This window comes from Sphingobium sp. TomTYG75 (assembly GCF_054771635.1).
On sequence record NZ_BSRE01000002.1, the window covers coordinates 800,683 to 815,989 of the forward strand.

At 60.8% G+C, this 15,307-nt stretch carries 16 protein-coding genes and 1 riboswitch; of the genes, 4 read left to right on the forward strand and 12 right to left on the reverse strand.

Annotation, left to right across the window (positions count from 1 at the left end; all coding sequences use genetic code 11):
* Positions 1-121: 121 nt before the first annotated feature.
* Positions 122-856 (forward strand): response regulator, encoded by a 735-nt coding sequence (locus tag ACYU81_RS17305; RefSeq protein WP_460988943.1) that lies wholly within the window; start codon positions 122-124, stop codon positions 854-856.
* Positions 853-2,223, forward strand: a complete 1,371-nt coding sequence (locus ACYU81_RS17310) for an ATP-binding protein (RefSeq protein WP_460988944.1) — start codon at positions 853-855, stop codon at positions 2,221-2,223. The genes ACYU81_RS17305 and ACYU81_RS17310 overlap by 4 nt, the downstream gene beginning before the upstream one ends.
* Here the strand turns inward: ACYU81_RS17310 and ACYU81_RS17315 are convergent.
* The 6 genes from ACYU81_RS17315 to ACYU81_RS17340 all read right to left on the reverse strand — a co-directional run bounded on the left by ACYU81_RS17315 (position 2,204) and on the right by ACYU81_RS17340 (position 6,078).
* The gene (locus tag ACYU81_RS17315) at positions 2,204-2,839 is read right to left on the reverse strand and encodes an ATP-binding cassette domain-containing protein (RefSeq protein ID WP_460988945.1); all 636 of its coding nucleotides are present in this window, start codon (positions 2,837-2,839) and stop codon (positions 2,204-2,206) included. The two genes, ACYU81_RS17310 and ACYU81_RS17315, sit on opposite strands and share 20 nt — an antisense overlap.
* The gene (modB, locus tag ACYU81_RS17320; protein ID WP_460988946.1) at positions 2,829-3,530 is read right to left on the reverse strand and encodes a molybdate ABC transporter permease subunit; all 702 of its coding nucleotides are present in this window, start codon (positions 3,528-3,530) and stop codon (positions 2,829-2,831) included. The genes ACYU81_RS17315 and modB overlap by 11 nt, the downstream gene beginning before the upstream one ends.
* A 2-nt stretch (positions 3,531-3,532) precedes the next feature.
* Positions 3,533-4,297, reverse strand: a complete 765-nt coding sequence (gene modA / locus ACYU81_RS17325; protein ID WP_460988947.1) for a molybdate ABC transporter substrate-binding protein — start codon at positions 4,295-4,297, stop codon at positions 3,533-3,535.
* 66 nt (positions 4,298-4,363) lie between these two features.
* Positions 4,364-4,906: a septal ring lytic transglycosylase RlpA family protein gene (locus ACYU81_RS17330; protein WP_460988948.1), complete on the reverse strand. Its 543-nt coding sequence runs from the start codon at positions 4,904-4,906 to the stop codon at positions 4,364-4,366.
* Between the two features lie 344 nt (positions 4,907-5,250).
* Positions 5,251-5,424: a hypothetical protein gene (locus ACYU81_RS17335; RefSeq protein WP_460988949.1), complete on the reverse strand. Its 174-nt coding sequence runs from the start codon at positions 5,422-5,424 to the stop codon at positions 5,251-5,253.
* 102 nt (positions 5,425-5,526) lie between these two features.
* A complete protein-coding gene (locus tag ACYU81_RS17340; protein ID WP_460988950.1) occupies positions 5,527-6,078 on the reverse strand; it encodes a hypothetical protein in 552 nt (183 codons plus the stop codon).
* Positions 6,079-6,206: 128 nt separating this feature from the next.
* Between ACYU81_RS17340 and ACYU81_RS17345 the strand changes: the two genes are divergently transcribed.
* Positions 6,207-6,404: a hypothetical protein gene (locus ACYU81_RS17345; protein WP_460988951.1), complete on the forward strand. Its 198-nt coding sequence runs from the start codon at positions 6,207-6,209 to the stop codon at positions 6,402-6,404.
* 30 nt (positions 6,405-6,434) lie between these two features.
* On the opposite strand, the gene ACYU81_RS17350 is transcribed toward ACYU81_RS17345, so the two are convergent.
* A complete protein-coding gene (locus ACYU81_RS17350; protein WP_196227162.1) occupies positions 6,435-6,662 on the reverse strand; it encodes a hypothetical protein in 228 nt (75 codons plus the stop codon).
* Complete coding sequence (locus ACYU81_RS17355; protein WP_460988952.1) at positions 6,652-6,855, reverse strand: hypothetical protein; 204 nt, start codon at positions 6,853-6,855, stop codon at positions 6,652-6,654. Before ACYU81_RS17355 ends, ACYU81_RS17350 begins: the two co-directional genes overlap by 11 nt.
* Positions 6,856-6,995: 140 nt before the next feature.
* Between ACYU81_RS17355 and ACYU81_RS17360 the strand changes: the two genes are divergently transcribed.
* On the forward strand, positions 6,996-7,811 hold the full coding sequence (locus ACYU81_RS17360) for an NmrA family NAD(P)-binding protein (protein WP_460988953.1): 816 nt from the start codon (positions 6,996-6,998) through the stop codon (positions 7,809-7,811).
* Positions 7,812-7,851: 40 nt separating this feature from the next.
* Here ACYU81_RS17360 and ACYU81_RS17365 read toward each other — a convergent pair whose 3' ends face one another.
* From ACYU81_RS17365 to ACYU81_RS17380, 4 genes are all read right to left on the reverse strand, one after another.
* Positions 7,852-8,934, reverse strand: a complete 1,083-nt coding sequence (locus tag ACYU81_RS17365) for an enoyl-CoA hydratase/isomerase family protein (protein WP_460988954.1) — start codon at positions 8,932-8,934, stop codon at positions 7,852-7,854.
* A 220-nt stretch (positions 8,935-9,154) separates the two neighbouring features.
* Positions 9,155-9,232, forward strand: a riboswitch (cyclic di-GMP riboswitch).
* Positions 9,233-9,505: 273 nt separating this feature from the next.
* Positions 9,506-10,996 (reverse strand): glycerol-3-phosphate dehydrogenase, encoded by a 1,491-nt coding sequence (locus ACYU81_RS17370; protein ID WP_460989124.1) that lies wholly within the window; start codon positions 10,994-10,996, stop codon positions 9,506-9,508.
* A gap of 63 nt (positions 10,997-11,059) precedes the next feature.
* Positions 11,060-12,595, reverse strand: a complete 1,536-nt coding sequence (locus ACYU81_RS17375; RefSeq protein WP_460988955.1) for a right-handed parallel beta-helix repeat-containing protein — start codon at positions 12,593-12,595, stop codon at positions 11,060-11,062.
* A gap of 151 nt (positions 12,596-12,746) precedes the next feature.
* Entirely contained in the window at positions 12,747-15,290 is a 2,544-nt protein-coding gene (locus tag ACYU81_RS17380; protein WP_460988956.1) for a TonB-dependent receptor, read from the reverse strand.
* Between the last annotated feature and the right edge of the window lie 17 nt (positions 15,291-15,307).

A 15,307-nucleotide genomic window follows, 5' to 3' on the forward strand; every position in this document is an offset into this window, starting at 1 on the left:
CAGGTGTTTGAAAAGGCCGAACATGTGCCATTGTGCATCGCAATATGTCGAAATGTATCAGCGCGTATCAGGGGCACTGAGGAAGGCAGACTTTTCATGCTGAACACCGTAAAAGGCGGCGATGCCTGACCAGATGAACAGCCGCCAAGCACGCCTGATCGTAGTCGATGACGACCCCGACATTCGGGACTTGATTGTGCAGCAGTTGCGGCAGGAACATTATGAGGTGGTAGCCGCAGGCTGCTTGGGAGAGCTTTATCAGGCCCTTTCGGTGCATGCGGCCGACCTCATCGTGCTTGATCTCAACCTCCCGGACGGCGACGGGCTCACCCTGTGCCGGGAGTTGCGGGCCGAAGGAAATGACGTCCCCATCATCATGGTATCCGCCAGAGGCAGTGCGATCGACCGGGTGCTCGGGCTGGAACTGGGAGCGGATGACTATCTCACAAAGCCGTTCGAGCCACGCGAATTGCTCGTTCGCATACGCAACCTGTTACGCCGGTCCCATGCTGACGAACCCGACCGGCAGCGCGACAAAGGCGTGCGCATCGCCAGCTTCGGTCCCTGGCGTCTCGACCTCTTCCAGCGCAGGCTGATCGCTGAAGACGGCCGACTGGTGATGCTTTCGTCTGCGGAGTTTCGCCTGCTGTCCCGGTTTATCGATGAGCCCAATGTGGTCCTCTCACGGGAAAGCCTTGTGCCTGAACGTCGAGCGACTGCTGCGTTCGACCGCTCGACCGATCTACAGGTAAGCCGATTGAGGCAGAAACTGGCGACCATGCCGGGGGGTGAGGAACTCATTCTAACGGTGCGGGGCGAAGGGTATGTACTCGCAAGTCCGGTATCCTACGAATGATTGAACGTCTTTGGAGCCGTGTTCGAGGCTTTTTGCGCTCGCTGACAGGACAAATATTCCTGTTGTTGACAATTGGCATGTCGTTGGCCGCGATGCTGGCTTTGCTGATCGCTGAACAAAGCAGGAGCCATGACTTTCAGCAATGGCGCATGCAGCGGGTGGTGGCGAGCGCCGAGGACATCGGTCATCGCCTTCAGCGTGATCCCAAGCGGGTCGAGGCCATGCTGGCGGCCCAGCAAATCATGGGCGCGGCGTTGGCACCGGAGGGCATCGCGGTGGCTGAACCGGATGCTGAGCTTGCAAAAGCGCTCAGGGCGCGGTTCGGCCCCGGGTCGAACCCGGAGGCTAGTCAGGTTCCTGCAGGATTTTGCTTTCCGCGCCTGCGTTATGATCCATCGGCGGGCGCCGCTGGGGTGGTCAACGCGCCGCGCCCGTCATGCTGGATCGTACGATTTACCGATAGCACTGGTGCTCGACGATCCATGGCGCTCAACCTGCCGCGCATGGAGCGTCCGCCCAGTATGATGGCCAACCCGCTCTATATGCTCCTGATCATCGCCGCATCTGCTGGTCTTGCTATCATCGTGTCCCGGATCGTAACCCAACCATTGCGGCGCCTTGAGCACGCGGCGGAGTCCTTCTCCCTGTCGCTCGACCCGGAGGAAATTCCTGAAAACGGGCCTGAAGAAGTGCGTGCGGCGCTATCGACCTTCAACCTCATGCAACGGCGCGCGCGTGCTGGTTTTGCCGAGCGTACGCAATTGCTGGCGGCCATCAGCCACGATTTGCAGACGCCGCTTACCCGGCTGAGGTTACGGCTTGAACTCGTCGAAAATGAGGAGTTGCGTGCGCGGCTATTGCAGGACCATCAGGCGATGCAAACCTTGGTAAAAGAGGGACTGGATCTCGCCGCCAGTACCGAGACGCAGGAAGAATGGTCAGTCATTGATATCGATTCCATGCTGGAAAGCATGGTCGAGGATGCGCAGGATCTGGGCGCTCCATTGCGGTTCGCGGGAGGGTGTGGCGGGACGATCCGGGCCAAGCCCAATGCACTGAGCCGATGCATCACTAATCTGGTCAGTAACGCCCTCAAATATGGTGGCGAGGCCGAAATCGGATGTTTCCGCCAGGGATGCCGACTTGTCATACACATCCGGGACAAAGGGCCGGGCATACCGGCGGAACAGCTAGATCAGATGTTTGAGCCCTTCACTCGCGGTGCTTCAGGGCAGCCGGGCGGGCGGCCCGGCACGGGCATCGGTCTGACTATAGCGCGGTCACTGGCGCTCACCTTCGACGCGTCCGTCCGGCTGATGAATGCGGACGATGGCGGGCTGGTCGCCCTTATCGAAATGAAGGCGTAAGTTCGATCTTTCGCGTTGCCAGACGGTCGGCTTCGTCTGGATTATGGGTGACATAGATTATCGGGAGCCGAAGCTCGTCCCGTATGCGCAGGACAACATCCATGATGTCTTCCCGGCGAGCGGGGTCTATGGAGGCGAGAGGCTCGTCCATGAGCAAGGCTCGGGCGCCAGACAGCAGAGCGCGGCCAATGGCAACGCGTTGTGCTTCGCCGCCCGACAATGTGCGTGGCCAGCGGCTGAGCAGATGTTCAATCCCGAGAAAATCGACGACCGCTTGTAGAGACATCCATCTGTCCTGCGGCGTCGCAAGCCGATAGCCATAGAGCAGGTTCGCCCGCACCCGAAGATGGGGGAAAAGGCGGCCATCCTGGAAAACATATCCGATGCGACGACGATAGGAGGGCAAATCGATGGCGGCATCGGCATCGAACAATATTTCTCCATCGACGCTGATATGACCCTGATCCGGGCGCAGCAGACCAGCGATCATGTTGAGGATCGATGTCTTCCCTACGCCGGAGGGTCCCCAGAGCAGGGTGATGCCATCTGATGCTGCAAAGCGCGCCGTAACGAGGGTGGGGCCGAGAACCTTGCGGACGTCGATGTTAAAGGACATGGCTGGACCTATCCGCCGATATCCGGCGGCTGAGCGCTTCTGAAAGCAACAGTGCGCCTAGCGACAAGCAGATCGAAATCACGGCGAGCCGCCATACGACGGCGTCGGCGCCGGGGATTTGGAGGGCGCTGTAGATCGCGAGCGACAGGGTGCGGGTTTCTCCCGGAATGTTTGATACAAAACTGATGGTCGCGCCGAATTCGCCGAGCGATCGCGCAAAACCAAGAATGAATGCCGCAGCTAATCCGGGTAGAGACAGGGGGAGGAGGATCGTCAGGAAGCACCAGGCGGGGCTGGCGCCGAGGGTTTGGGCGGCTTCTTCCAGACGATGATCTACAGCTTCGATCGACAGGCGGATCGCGCGCACCATCAGGGGGAGGGCCATGATGCCAGCAGCGATGGCGGCGCCGGTCCAGCGGAACATGACGGTCACACCGAACCAGCGTTCCATTATGCTTCCTACGGGGCCGGCAGGTCCGAGGGTCAGGAGAAGCAGCCAACCGATCACTACCGGCGGCAGGACAAGCGGGAGGTGAACCGCCGCGTCGAGCAGCAGCTTGCCGGGAAAGCGCCAGCGCGCGAGGACCCAGGCGAGGGCGAAGGCCAAGGGGAGAGCGAAGAGCATGGCCGCGAAGCTGACCTTCAAGGACAGCTGGACGATCTCCCATTCTTCCGGGCTCAAGACGGTCACCGTCAACGCGTTCCAAAACCGTAGCGGCGGAAGATCGCCTTGCCGCGTGGAGACAGGAGAAAGCGGTGAAATCCTGCCGCTTCCGGATGGGTGGAGCGGCTTAGCAGTGCCAGCGGATAGGTGATTTTCGGGTGATTGGCCGCAGGAAAGATGCCCACTATACGGACGGCGGTCGTGGCCCGCGCATCGGTTTCATAGACGATGCCATAGGGCGCCTGCCGCCGCTCCACCATTGCAAGAGCCGCCCGGACGTTTTCCGCCGCCGCCACTTTACCAGATAGCGCTGGCCAAACGCCGAGTGCCACAAGCGCCGCCTTGCCATATTTTCCGGCAGGAACGCTGTCCGGGTCAGCCATTGCGAGGCGGCCAGTGCCGATCGCACGGGCGAGAGGGAATCCACGGCGGATCGCCATTTTCGTGCCGCTGCCCGCTGGAGCGATCAGGACGAGGCGGTTGGTAAGCAGCGGAACACGGGTTCCACGGCGGACGAGTCCTTTCGCGGCGATGGCATCCATCCAGGGTTCATCCGCCGACAAGAACAGGTCGGCAGGCGCCCCGGCCTCTATTTGCCGGGCGAGAGCGGAAGACGCGGCGAAGGACAGGACTGGCCGGTCATGCCCCTGCGCCGTCCAGGCATCGGCTGCGGCGGTCAGCGATTCCTGGAGGCTGGCGGCGGCCAATATCAAAGGCCCGCGTTCGCGCGCTTCAGCGGGTTCAACCGCAAAGCCGGTAATGAGCAGAAGGAGCAGAACAAGGAACCGATGCATGCGACGCCTGACGCTTAAGGTATATATGCCGCTATACAGCGGTTGGCGGTCAAGGCGAGGCCAAATTCAGCGCGGTGCAAGAAGGCGGCGGCGTTGCGCGGCAAGGGCTTCGCCGGTGAGCGGCGGCCGTTCGCTCGCTCCCTTGCCTTTGCGCAGGCGCTGGCGATCCTTCTCGCGGGGCTCGGCAAGCCTGACGCGCACGGCGCTTTGCCCCTGATTGCGTATTCCGAGTGCTTCCGCCGCTCCTCGGGAAAGGTCGATGATCCGCCCGCGCGTGAAGGGACCCCGATCGTTGACCCGAACCAGTACGGTTCGGCCGCTGCCAAGCTCCGTCACCTCTACATAGGAAGGCAGCGGCAAGGTGGGATGGGCCGCGCTGATCCCGCCCGGCCGGAACTTCTCTCCGCGCGCTGTACGGTTGCCTGATTCAGTTCCATACCAGCTGGCATAGCCGACTTCATCATAGCCCGGTTGTTGGGCGGGAACATAGGTGACGCCGCGCACCGTATAGGGCGGCCCGACACGAACCGGCGTGTCCGATACGGGCTGGTACGAAGCGCACCCAGCGATGAACAGGGCAGGCAGGAGCGGCAAAAGGGAGGATCGCATGGTTGCGTCATAACGGCACAGCGGCGGCCTGCTCAAGCCCTGCTGATATCGGGATAGTCAGGCGCGATTCCATGGGGATAGCGTGGCTTTCCGTCAACTCTCCTAAAGGAGATTTGGCGTCGTCCCAAATCGCCGGACTGGCAGCATTAAGCGTCAGTGTTTGCAGAGGCGCACCATTGTAGAATGCTGCTCAGTCGCCGGTGCTCGGGGAGCCTGCGGCTTCCGCGAGATCCCCAAATTTCGTGGAACCGGGTCCGGTTGCCCCGACCATTATAAGGTCGAAGCTTTACAGCCGGACCCGACTTTCCTTTAGCCCTGTGTGGGCCGGGACAATGGGCGGCCAATCATGGTTTGGGACGGCGGTCCTTTTCGCGGTCGGCTTCATCGATCGCCTTTATCAGATCGTCGAAGGCGCCGTCGCGCGGGAGCGGGAAGAGCCGGGAAAAACTTTCGCCAAGCCGATGAATATCGTTCTGCGTCAGCAGCCCTATCGCAACAATCTCTTCACGGGTGTCCATTCAAGACCCCTCCTGAATGACGATAACGATGCAAAGTCGATCTGGTGCCAAGCTATTGGCGGAAAGCGGCAAAAATCCTTATCTTTTTGGCGGGTTGATCGATCATGACGCGCGCCAGCGTTCGAGCGCGGTGTCATATTTGCGGCGTTCGTTTTCCACGCGGCGGGCCAACAGCCGATAGGCGACCTGCTGCTGCTGGCGCAACTGTTCGATCTGGGCGCGAAGCTGTGCCTGTTTCTCTTCGAGTTTTTTCAACGCCGCCCTGTCTTCTTCCTCCTGCAGGGCGAGGGCTTCTTCCGCCCTGTCGAGTGGTTCACGACTGGGTCGTGGTGTTGCAGGGGATGCGCGCTTCGGCGGGGAGTTGGGAGGAGTCGCTTTTCCCGGACGGGATTTCGCCCCGCCGGGTTGCTGCGGTGATTTGGCAAGGGAGGCCAAATGTTCCGCCTCACTGCCGCGTGGTCGTTTGATGACCTTGCCGGGATTGGCGAGGGGTTCCCGCATTAATTCTGCTTCGGTGACTTGCTCGGCAGAACCGCGCGCGAAAAGATTGGCGTCGGCGCCCCACGCTTCCAGCGCCGCCTTTTGACTGGGCGTAGCGACATAGGCGTCGTGGAAGCCGATAGGGGTGCGATAGACCTTGAGCGCGCGTGCCATGGTGGCTGAACGCCTTCGATGGCATTGGGGTGCCGCTAACCGACATGCCCTTGTTAGCGCCAGCTTCGCTCATGGATATCTGCTGCCGTCGCGGCGTTGATCAAGGATAGCAGCAAAAGGAAGAGTCGATGCAGCAGAACAGGAAGAGCGGCCAATCATCTGACCAACCGGCAGAAGGAAGGGACGATACACCGCCGCCGGAACGGGGATCACCGCTGGCCGGTGGCGATCAGGAAAGCGGCGAAGCGGAGAAAAGGATCGAAAAAGGCGAAGTGAAGGAGCCCAACCCGCTGGCACCGCCAGTTAATACGCAAGCAGGCAGTTGATGAGATTGGCCTGAATGGCGGGCCGTCACTTCAGCCGCTGATCACCGGATAACGCATTCTAAGGTCATCCATCAGCCCTTCGATCACCGAAACTTCGTGGAAGGTGCCCGTTGGCGTGATCGTCCAGTTGCAATGCGGATGGGTAGCGCGGCTGTAGAGGCGAACGGCGCCGAGTACCTTGCGCCAGTGATGCTTGCTGCGGCCGTGGTCGCGAACAAGGCGGGCGACGAGAAGATCGGTGATTTTGTCAGACGTCATCTTCGGCTTTCTCTCCGCCGATCCAGCGGCCGGGCAATTCGATATAGGCTTCCAGTTCGCGCCAGTGGCGGTCCCAACCGGGGCCACGGCGATTCTCCGGCACATAAGCCTCAACCATGCGACGGGCGCGGGCCACGACATTGTCGGGCGGCGTGCGCAGGCGATCGAGAATGTGGCGGATATCCTCGCTCATGACGGGCTGATAGCCTGTCCTCGGCCAACGCGCCAGTCGCCGGGAGAGGGGCCATTATAGTAACTCTTCGTGGACAAAGCGCGCGCCAGGTTACATTCATCGTTGTAATTGAGATGCTGATTGCAGCCGAGGGGATAGAAATGAGCCAGAAATCGACCATTCTCATCGTCGGGGGCACCGGTAAGACGGGTCGTCGTCTGGCCGATCGTTTGACGGCTCTTGGTCACACTGTCCGCATTGGTTCACGGAGCGCGGAGCAGCCGTTTCTGTGGGAAGAGGAGGCCAGCTGGAAACCCCTGCTGGAGGGCGCGGATGGCCTTTATATCGCGCATCATGACAATACGCATCCCGATGCTGGTGCGCAGATTGGGCGGCTTGCACAGCTTGCGCTGGATTGCGGGGTAAAGCGGCAGGTGCTGCTTTCCGGGCGAGCCGATGAGGCATTTCTGGATGCGGTTGAAGGCGGATTCAGGGCGAGTGCGGCGGACTGGACAGTCGTTCGTCCGGCATGGTTCATGCAGAATTTCTCGGAAATGTTCTTCCTCGACACGGTGCTGGCGGGTGAGATCGTACTGCCGGTCGGTGACGCGACCGAACCGTTTATCGATATCGAAGATGTCGCTGCTGTCGCGGCAGAGGCGTTATTGGACGGTCGGCATAGTGGACAGGTTTATGAGCTGACCGGGCCGGAATCGATAGGCTTTGAAGCCGCCGCCGACGCGTTGACGAAGGCGACGGGACGGAAGATCAGCTTCACCCCCATTACCTTCGACACATTTCGGGAGTCGATCCTGTCGAACGGTTTGCCTGAAGAATATGCCTATACCTATTCTGGTATCGCCGACGGCAAGTTGGCCTATGTCACGGATGATGTTGAGCGGGTATTAGGCCGGAAACCGAGACGCTTTTCCGAATATGCGCAGGATGCGGCGGCTAGCGGCGTTTGGAATGTGTGATTGATCGGTGGGCTTGGAGCGGGACCCCGATAAAGCCCGTTCACTCTCCGAGTTCGGGAAGCAGCGTCCATTCCCTGTCCGGGGCGAGTGGTGCGAAGATGCTGTCGATAAGCGCATTCGGCACCTCTTCCGGGGTGGCCGGGTTCCATCTTGGCGCATTGTCCTTGTCGAAGATGACGGCGCGTACGCCTTCGATGAAGTCGGGGCGGCGGATGACGTGGCAGGCGATGCGATACTCATTGCGCATGTTGGCCGCGAAGTCGGTAAAAGCCGCTCCTTCTGCCATTTGCCGCAGGGCGACCTTGATCGTCTGGGGCGATTTGGTGGCGAGAACCGCCAGCTGCGCGCGCGCCCATTCCGATCCGTCGGTGCGCAGGGCGTCGAGGATGTCTTCGTAGCGGTCGGACGCGAACAGCCGGTCAATGTTGGCCCGCTGTGCTTCCCAGGGGGAGGGGGGCGGTGGGTCGCTCATCTCGTCTAGGATTTCGCCGATGCCGTCGGGGTCGGCGATAATCCGGGCCTTGACCGCGTCGAGCTTTTCCGAGGTCATATAGTGGGTGGCGATGCCGATCGCTGCGCAGTCTGCTCCATTGATGCGGGCTCCGGTGGTGGCGAGCCATGTGCCGGTGCGGCCAGGCATGCGCGGCAGGAACCAGCCACCGCCGACGTCAGGGAAAAGGCCGATGCCTGTTTCGGGCATGGCGTAGACGGTTCGCTCGGTCGCGATGCGGAAGCGCGCCGGATCGGATATGCCGACGCCTCCGCCCATGACTATGCCGTCGATGAAGGCGATGATGGGCTTTTCATATGTGAACAGCAGATGGTTCAGCCGATATTCGGTGTGGAAGAAGCGCTCCGCCTCCGAACAGTCGCCCTTGGCGCTGTTGGCGACCATGGCGATGTCGCCGCCTGCGCAGAAGCCGCGCGACAATTTGGGGTCGCCATCGGGGGAAACGGCATGGTCCAGCATGACGGCGGACACGGCATCGTCGTGACGCCAGGCGAGCAGGGCGTCGATCATGGCGGCGCACATTTCGGTCGTCAGCGCATGGATCGCCCTTGGCCGGTTCAGGCGGATGCGGCCGACGCCATTTTGCACGAAGATGATCAACTGATCCGTCATTCCTTATCCCACCTATTTCGCTGGCGCCGTATGATGCTGTTATCGGTTCAGATCGTTCCGGGGAAGGGCCTCGGGAGGTGGTGGGAAGAGATGAACAACTACAGATGGATCGTCGGCGAAGTTATCAGGCCACATCTTTTTTTGGCCACAAATGTTTGACCTGACGCGATAATTCGGTTAAATAATCCCCAAGGCAGAGAAGCGCGCTGCGGCGAGTGATCTGACGAAAGGGCAAACTGCTGGTGACGGCAGGACGCAAAGCTTCCGGTCTCTTGATTGAGACAGCGGGGTTACCGAAACAGGACATGACGCGATGAAACCGCTTATCCCTTTTTCTCCATTCCTGAAATTTGGGCCGCCTGGCCACGCGATTTGCCGTCGGGACTAAATTAGTCATCCGTTCGGGCTGGCGCAGGATATCGATCGAGCCTGCCGGTCCCGGTTACAGACATACCGCGATCATGTGCGGGATAGTCCCGCCATGTCGCACTGCCTCAACTCCCTCGGGTCGCACTGTGGGAGAGAAGCACAGCGTCCCAAAGACCCATCTCCCCACCTGGGGCGCTGTGCTTCACTCATTCCGGACGTCGGATCGGCACGAAATAGGACCGTCGAGATAGCGGGCAAGCGCCTCGCTGGCTTCCGGCGTCAAGTGTAGGCCGAGCTTGCTGCGGCGGTAGAGAATGTCCTCTGGGGTCTGTGCCCATTCTTCCCTGACAAGATAGTCGACTTCGGCACGGCTGAGGTCGCCGCCGAACATCTCCCCCAGATCGTCCAGCGTTTCAGCTGCGCCCAGCAATTTCAGGGCGCATGTGCCGTAGGCGCGGGCGAGGCGGTGGAGGAGCGAATGGGGTAGGGCGGGATATTGGCGCTCCAATTCTTGCACGAAGGTGCTGAAGTCCCCGTCGGGCATGTCCCCGCCTGGGAGCGGTGCGTTCGCGGTCCAGGCGCCTCGCATCTCGACCCCTTGGGACGCGAGGAGGTCGAGCGCCTGCTCGGCCAGTTTCCGGTAGGTGGTGATCTTGCCGCCGAAGATGCTGAGAAGAGGAGCGCCTTCGCTGTCGAGGTCGAGGACATAGTCGCGGGTGACGGCGGACGCATTGCCCGCCTGATCGTCATAAAGCGGGCGGATGCCTGAATAGGACCAGATTATGTCTTCGCGCGCGATTTTCCGGGCGAAGTAGCTGTTTGCCACGTCGAGCAGATAGTCGATCTCGGTCTCACTGATTTGTGGCTTGCCCGGTGGATCGTGCCACTCTTGCTCGGTGGTGCCGATCAGCGTGAAGCGATGCTCATAGGGAATGGCGAAGATGATGCGGCCGTCAATATGCTGGAGCGTGAGGGCATGGTCCCCTTCGTGGAGGCGCGGCACGACGATATGACTGCCCTTTACGAGGCGGACTTTCCGCTGACTCTCTAGGCCGGAGCGGGCGATGATGTCGGCGACCCATGGACCTGCGGCATTGACCAATATGCGTGCGCGCACTTCCTTCACGCCATGCGCATCTTCGATGGCGGCCGACCAGACTGACCCGTCCCGGCGAGCATGGAGCAAGCGGGTGCGGGTTTCGATATGCGCGCCGCGTTTGGCGGCGTCCATCGCGTTCAGCACCACCAACCGGCTGTCTTCGACCCAGCAGTCCGAATAGAGGAAGCCGCGTCCCTTGCGGTTCGCAAGGCTGTTTCCCAAAGGCGATCGATCGAGCGCGATCGTGCGCGTGCCGGGTAGGTTCCGTCGGCCGCCGAGATGATCGTAGATAAAGAGGCCGAGGCGCACCAACCATGCCGGGCGCGTCGAGAGGTTTTGCGGCATCAGGAAGGCAAGCGGCCAGATGATGTGAGGCGCCATGCGCCAAAGCCGTTCCCGCTCGATCAGGGATTCACGGACCAGCCGAAACTCACCATATTCGAGATAGCGCAGGCCACCGTGGATCAACTTGGTCGAGGCGGAGGAGGTTTGGCTGGCCAGATCGTCCTGCTCCACCAGAAGGAGCCGGTAGCCGCGCCCAGCCGCATCGCGCGCGATGCCGACGCCGTTTATTCCTCCGCCGACGATCAACATGTCATAAAGAGGAGGCGTGTCAGCCGGAACGGATTGCGTGGTCGAGCGGTCGGCCAAGATGCTCTACCTCCGCGCTTCTGAAACATGAAGGCGGCGGGGCTGCTTCAGTTTCACGAAAGTTCCAAGTTCGCGGCGCAGCATTCCCAGCATCCAGAGCCGATGGCTTGCGATATATTCGGGAAAACCGTCCGGTTTTGCGGGGTCGAAAACGGGCACCTGCCAGTCCGCAGGCTGTTCTTCATAGGTGGTTTCGATCTGGGCGGCGCCGTCGTCGGGGGCATCGATGTGGCTGCCCAGATAGCTGTTGCCCTTGAACCGGAAGGACTCCGTTGGGTCAAAGCCCGCCTTGATCAGATAGTCAGGGCCGTTGCGCCCAATCTCGCTGCCGTAGCGGGCGGTCCCCGCAACCTTGAACACATTGCTGCGGAAGCGGACGCCGCGCGCCCATCCGTCCCATTGGGTCGCAACGACCATCTGCACGTCCATCGCCTTTCCGACATGGACGACATTTTTCTCGATCAGCGCGTCTGACACATTGCCCGCGATCTGGAATATGCGCGTGCCGTCATTGCGGCTGACATTGAAGCGGGCGACTGTCCCGTGGTTGCCGATATTGGCGATGTCATCCTGGCCAGGCGAACAGATGAGCAGAAAGCCGCCTGCATTGTCATGGCTGTAATTGTAGAGGAACGTGGTGCGGCGGGAGTTGAAATCGGAATCAAAGCCCTGACCATCATAGCGGGTTCGGGTATAGGCGGCCTCATTCAGCTGGATCAGGCTGTTGTCCGTGCTCCATTGCCAGATGCCTGCATTATAGCCGGGCGCGCGGTTGCCCGCATAACGCACGATATTATGTTCGATAAGCGCGCCATTGGTGCCCCGTGGCACGATGCCGTCGCCGCCCACATCCTCGACATAATTGTCGCGAATGACGACCTTTTGGCTTGGAAACCAGTTGGAGGATGTCACCTGATCGCTGATCCCGGCTATGCCGGATCGATCGACGCGCCAGACTATGTTGCGTTCGATGATGAGGTCGTCGAAACGGGTGGGTAGCTTTTGCCCGGTGGCGCGGAAGACTATGCCGCCATTATCCTTGCGTTCGTTGGTCCCGCGTACATCGTGGATATACATGTCTCGAATACGGATGCCGCGCGTGATGCCGCGATCCTCCGCCGATATGAGAAGGCCGGTGCGGTGGGCGGGAAGCGGGCTGTCGTTCGTGACTTCGAGGCCGCTGACCGTCACATAATCCGCATTGATGATGCCGACGGCATGGGGGGAAACGCCGCCTGCATCAATGCGCGCGCGAGGGCCTGTTCCGTCAGAGGTGACAGTGATGGGCGCCTTTTCACTTCCGGAACGGGTGAGCGTAAGAGGCTCTCGCCATACCGATCCCGCCATCAGCTTGACCTGATCGCCCGGTTGTAGTGGGAAAGTCGATAGGCGGGAGAGAGAGCGCCAAGGTTGCGTTGGTGAGGTGCCGTTGAAGCTGTCGTCGCCCTGCGTGGAATTCACATAATAGGTTTCGGCATTGGCTGTCGCAACGAAGCCTGAAGACAGGACAAGAAAGGATGCGGCGGCCAATGATTTCAGCAAGTTCGGCGTATCCCTTCGCAATAGGTCAGTTTCTTGTTTTAGCGCAATGAGGCTGAATGCGAAGTGAAATGATCGCCGAGGTCAGGCAGAAAAAAGGCCCCGCCTCCGGGAGGAGGCGGGGCATGGGAGGGCGGGATGGCGCCGGAAAGCGTTAGAATTTCGCGCCGACGGTGATGCCGTAGGTCCGCGGTTCGGCATAATATCCCCCCGCATAGCCGAGCTGGCCGAAGTCGATGCCGCGAGCGAAATCCTTCGCGTTGGTGAGGTTCTTCACCCACAGGCGGACTTCGCCTTCGCCCGTCCCCAGCGGAATGCCGTCAACGCTGATCTGTGCGTCGATCAGGTCGATATTATCGCCCTTGATCTGTTCGTTGAACGGCGAACCGAGGCTGCTGCTGAAATTATATTTGCCGTCTTCATGTGTATAGCCGATCCGGCCGCGCAGGGTGGCATTGCCCCAGTTCAGCGGGAACTGCGCGTTCAGTGCCACATTGGCGGTCAGGGGTGACGTATAGCCGGGCGTTGCGATCGACGCGATGTTGACCGGCGGCTCCCCGGTCACAGGCGACTGTCCGGCGAGAAACTCCTTATATTTTATGTCGATATAGCCGATGCTGCCATCGATCGAGAAGTTGTCGGAAAGGACTGCCTGCGCTTCCGCTTCCACGCCGTTATAAACGACCTTGCCCGCGTTGATGATGCGGGTGGCGAACGTGCCCGCTGGAGCGTCGGTGACGGGGCCGATGACAGCCAGATTGTCGTAGATGTTGTGATAGGCCGCGACGTTCAGGCGCAGGCGGCGGTTGAACAATTCCGTCTTTGCCCCGATTTCGTAGGAGGTCACCTTCTCCGGTTCGAAGCTGCCCAGCTGGTTGGTGCCGGTGAGCGCGGGGTCCTGAGAATTGAAGCCACCCGAGCGATAGCCTGTGGCGGCGCGGGCATAGAGGTTGATGCCATCGGCGACATCGTAGCCGGCCATCAGGTTCCAGGTGAACTTGCTGAACTTCGCAGCACCATATTCGGGGACGGGAGGCGGCGCCGCACCGTTCTGGAGACGGATCATCTTCTTTTCGTCCCAGGTGTATCGGCCGCCAGCCGTCAGGCGGATGCCGCTGTCACGACCACCCGGATAGAAGGTGAACTGGCCGTAGAGTGCGGTGCTCTCGCTCGATGTGGTGTAGTTAAGCCGGGCAAGCGTCTGGACGAGCCGGTAACGGGCTGGGTTGGCAGCGGCGAAGCCCGGTCCAAGAGGACCGAAATTGGCGAGGAAGACCGAATTGGTGTCCAGGATGAAGCCGCTATTTTGACGACCATTCTCGGAGCCCTTCTCCCAGAAGTAGAAGCCGCCGACGACCCAGTCCAGCGAACTGCTGTCGCCGGAAATTTCGACTTCCTGGCTGAACTGCTTGTGGCGCCGCTTATTGTCGACGGAGAACAGATCCTGGCTGATCGTCGGCACCGGCGCTGCGGAGATGAACGGAATGGCTGCTGCCGGTATGGTAGGGATGAACTGCAACAGCGATGCGGGCATGCCGTTGAACAGTGTCGCGTTGGAGAAAGCCGGGCCGCTGAAGGCGCCGATCCCGTCCAGATCGGTGATGCTGTCGCTGTTCCAGAAGCGATAGCCGGTCGTCGTCTTGACCTTGAAGTCGCCAAAATCATTCTGGACTTGCAGATTATGACCCCAGGTCTTGTCAGTAGCGCTGCTGAGGATGTTGTTGCAGACCTTATGACGATAGGTGCGCGAGGGGACCGCCAGTGCCGCGCATTCCGGGTCCGCGAAGGTTGCCCCCGCCAGATATTGGGCTACCGGCGCCTGCTGCGTCACCACCGCCAGCCGACCATCGACAGTGATCGGGGCGTTGGGCGTACCATCCGCCACGTGGGTCAGGATGAAGGGGAGCGGCGTGCCCTTGATACGGTTCCAGTCGAAAACATATTGGATGCTGCCAGTCCCGCCCAGGTCGATTTTGGCGCCAGCGCGAAAAGCGTCGGACTTTCGCGCACCCGGATCGCGGGAATCGCGGGGTTGCAGGATGTTGTCGATAACCCCGTCACGTTCGCTATGGCTGTAGGAGAAGGTGGTCGAGATGCCTGCAATCTCACCCGGATCGACGGAGATCTTGCCGTTCCACGCGTTGAAATTGCCGTAGCCAGCCTCCGCCTTCAGCCGGAAGGTGGATGAAGGCGCGCGGGAAATGAAGTGGATCGCGCCGCCCGTTGTGTTGCGGCCGAACAGGGTGCCCTGCGGCCCGCGCAGAACCTCTACCCGTTCAATGTCCATGACGCTGAGACCCATTGCCCCGCCGCGCGCGATGTACACGCCATCCACGTAGAGGCCGTTGGCTGCATCGATGCCGAAGCTCTCGCTGCCGCCGTTCGAGATGCCGCGCATGGAAAAGACGGCCGCGCTGTTGCTGGTGGTGCCCTGCGTCACGACGACGTTGGGCGCAAGGCCGCTCAGGTCCCGGCTATCGCGAATGCCGAGCTGTTCCACCTTTTCGGAACTGATCGCGCTGATGGCGATGGGGACATCCTGAAGATTCTGGGCGCGCTTCTGGGCAGTGACGACGATTTCATCGAGGCCCGGCTCCGAAGGTGTCGCGGTGGTCTGCGCCATTGATTGGCTGGCAAGAGCCAGGCCGCTGACCCCGATGATCAGTTGTAGCGCTGCACATGTATATGTCTTGGCCATCAATATCTCTCCCATAG

Bases quoted from the DNA above. Each gene is read 5' to 3' on its own strand.
- ACYU81_RS17305 (WP_460988943.1), top strand. From the start codon at position 122: ATGCCTGACCAGATGAACAGCCGCCAAGCACGCCTGATCGTAGTCGAT.
- ACYU81_RS17310 (WP_460988944.1), top strand. From the start codon at position 853: ATGATTGAACGTCTTTGGAGCCGTGTTCGAGGCTTTTTGCGCTCGCTG.
- ACYU81_RS17315 (WP_460988945.1), bottom strand. From the start codon at position 2,839: ATGTCCTTTAACATCGACGTCCGCAAGGTTCTCGGCCCCACCCTCGTT.
- modA (WP_460988947.1), bottom strand. From the start codon at position 4,297: ATGCATCGGTTCCTTGTTCTGCTCCTTCTGCTCATTACCGGCTTTGCG.
- ACYU81_RS17330 (WP_460988948.1), bottom strand. From the start codon at position 4,906: ATGCGATCCTCCCTTTTGCCGCTCCTGCCTGCCCTGTTCATCGCTGGG.
- ACYU81_RS17335 (WP_460988949.1), bottom strand. From the start codon at position 5,424: ATGGACACCCGTGAAGAGATTGTTGCGATAGGGCTGCTGACGCAGAAC.
- ACYU81_RS17340 (WP_460988950.1), bottom strand. From the start codon at position 6,078: ATGGCACGCGCGCTCAAGGTCTATCGCACCCCTATCGGCTTCCACGAC.
- ACYU81_RS17345 (WP_460988951.1), top strand. From the start codon at position 6,207: ATGCAGCAGAACAGGAAGAGCGGCCAATCATCTGACCAACCGGCAGAA.
- ACYU81_RS17350 (WP_196227162.1), bottom strand. From the start codon at position 6,662: ATGACGTCTGACAAAATCACCGATCTTCTCGTCGCCCGCCTTGTTCGC.
- ACYU81_RS17355 (WP_460988952.1), bottom strand. From the start codon at position 6,855: ATGAGCGAGGATATCCGCCACATTCTCGATCGCCTGCGCACGCCGCCC.
- ACYU81_RS17360 (WP_460988953.1), top strand. From the start codon at position 6,996: ATGAGCCAGAAATCGACCATTCTCATCGTCGGGGGCACCGGTAAGACG.
- ACYU81_RS17365 (WP_460988954.1), bottom strand. From the start codon at position 8,934: ATGACGGATCAGTTGATCATCTTCGTGCAAAATGGCGTCGGCCGCATC.
- ACYU81_RS17370 (WP_460989124.1), bottom strand. From the start codon at position 10,996: ATGTTGATCGTCGGCGGAGGAATAAACGGCGTCGGCATCGCGCGCGAT.
- ACYU81_RS17380 (WP_460988956.1), bottom strand. From the start codon at position 15,290: ATGGCCAAGACATATACATGTGCAGCGCTACAACTGATCATCGGGGTC.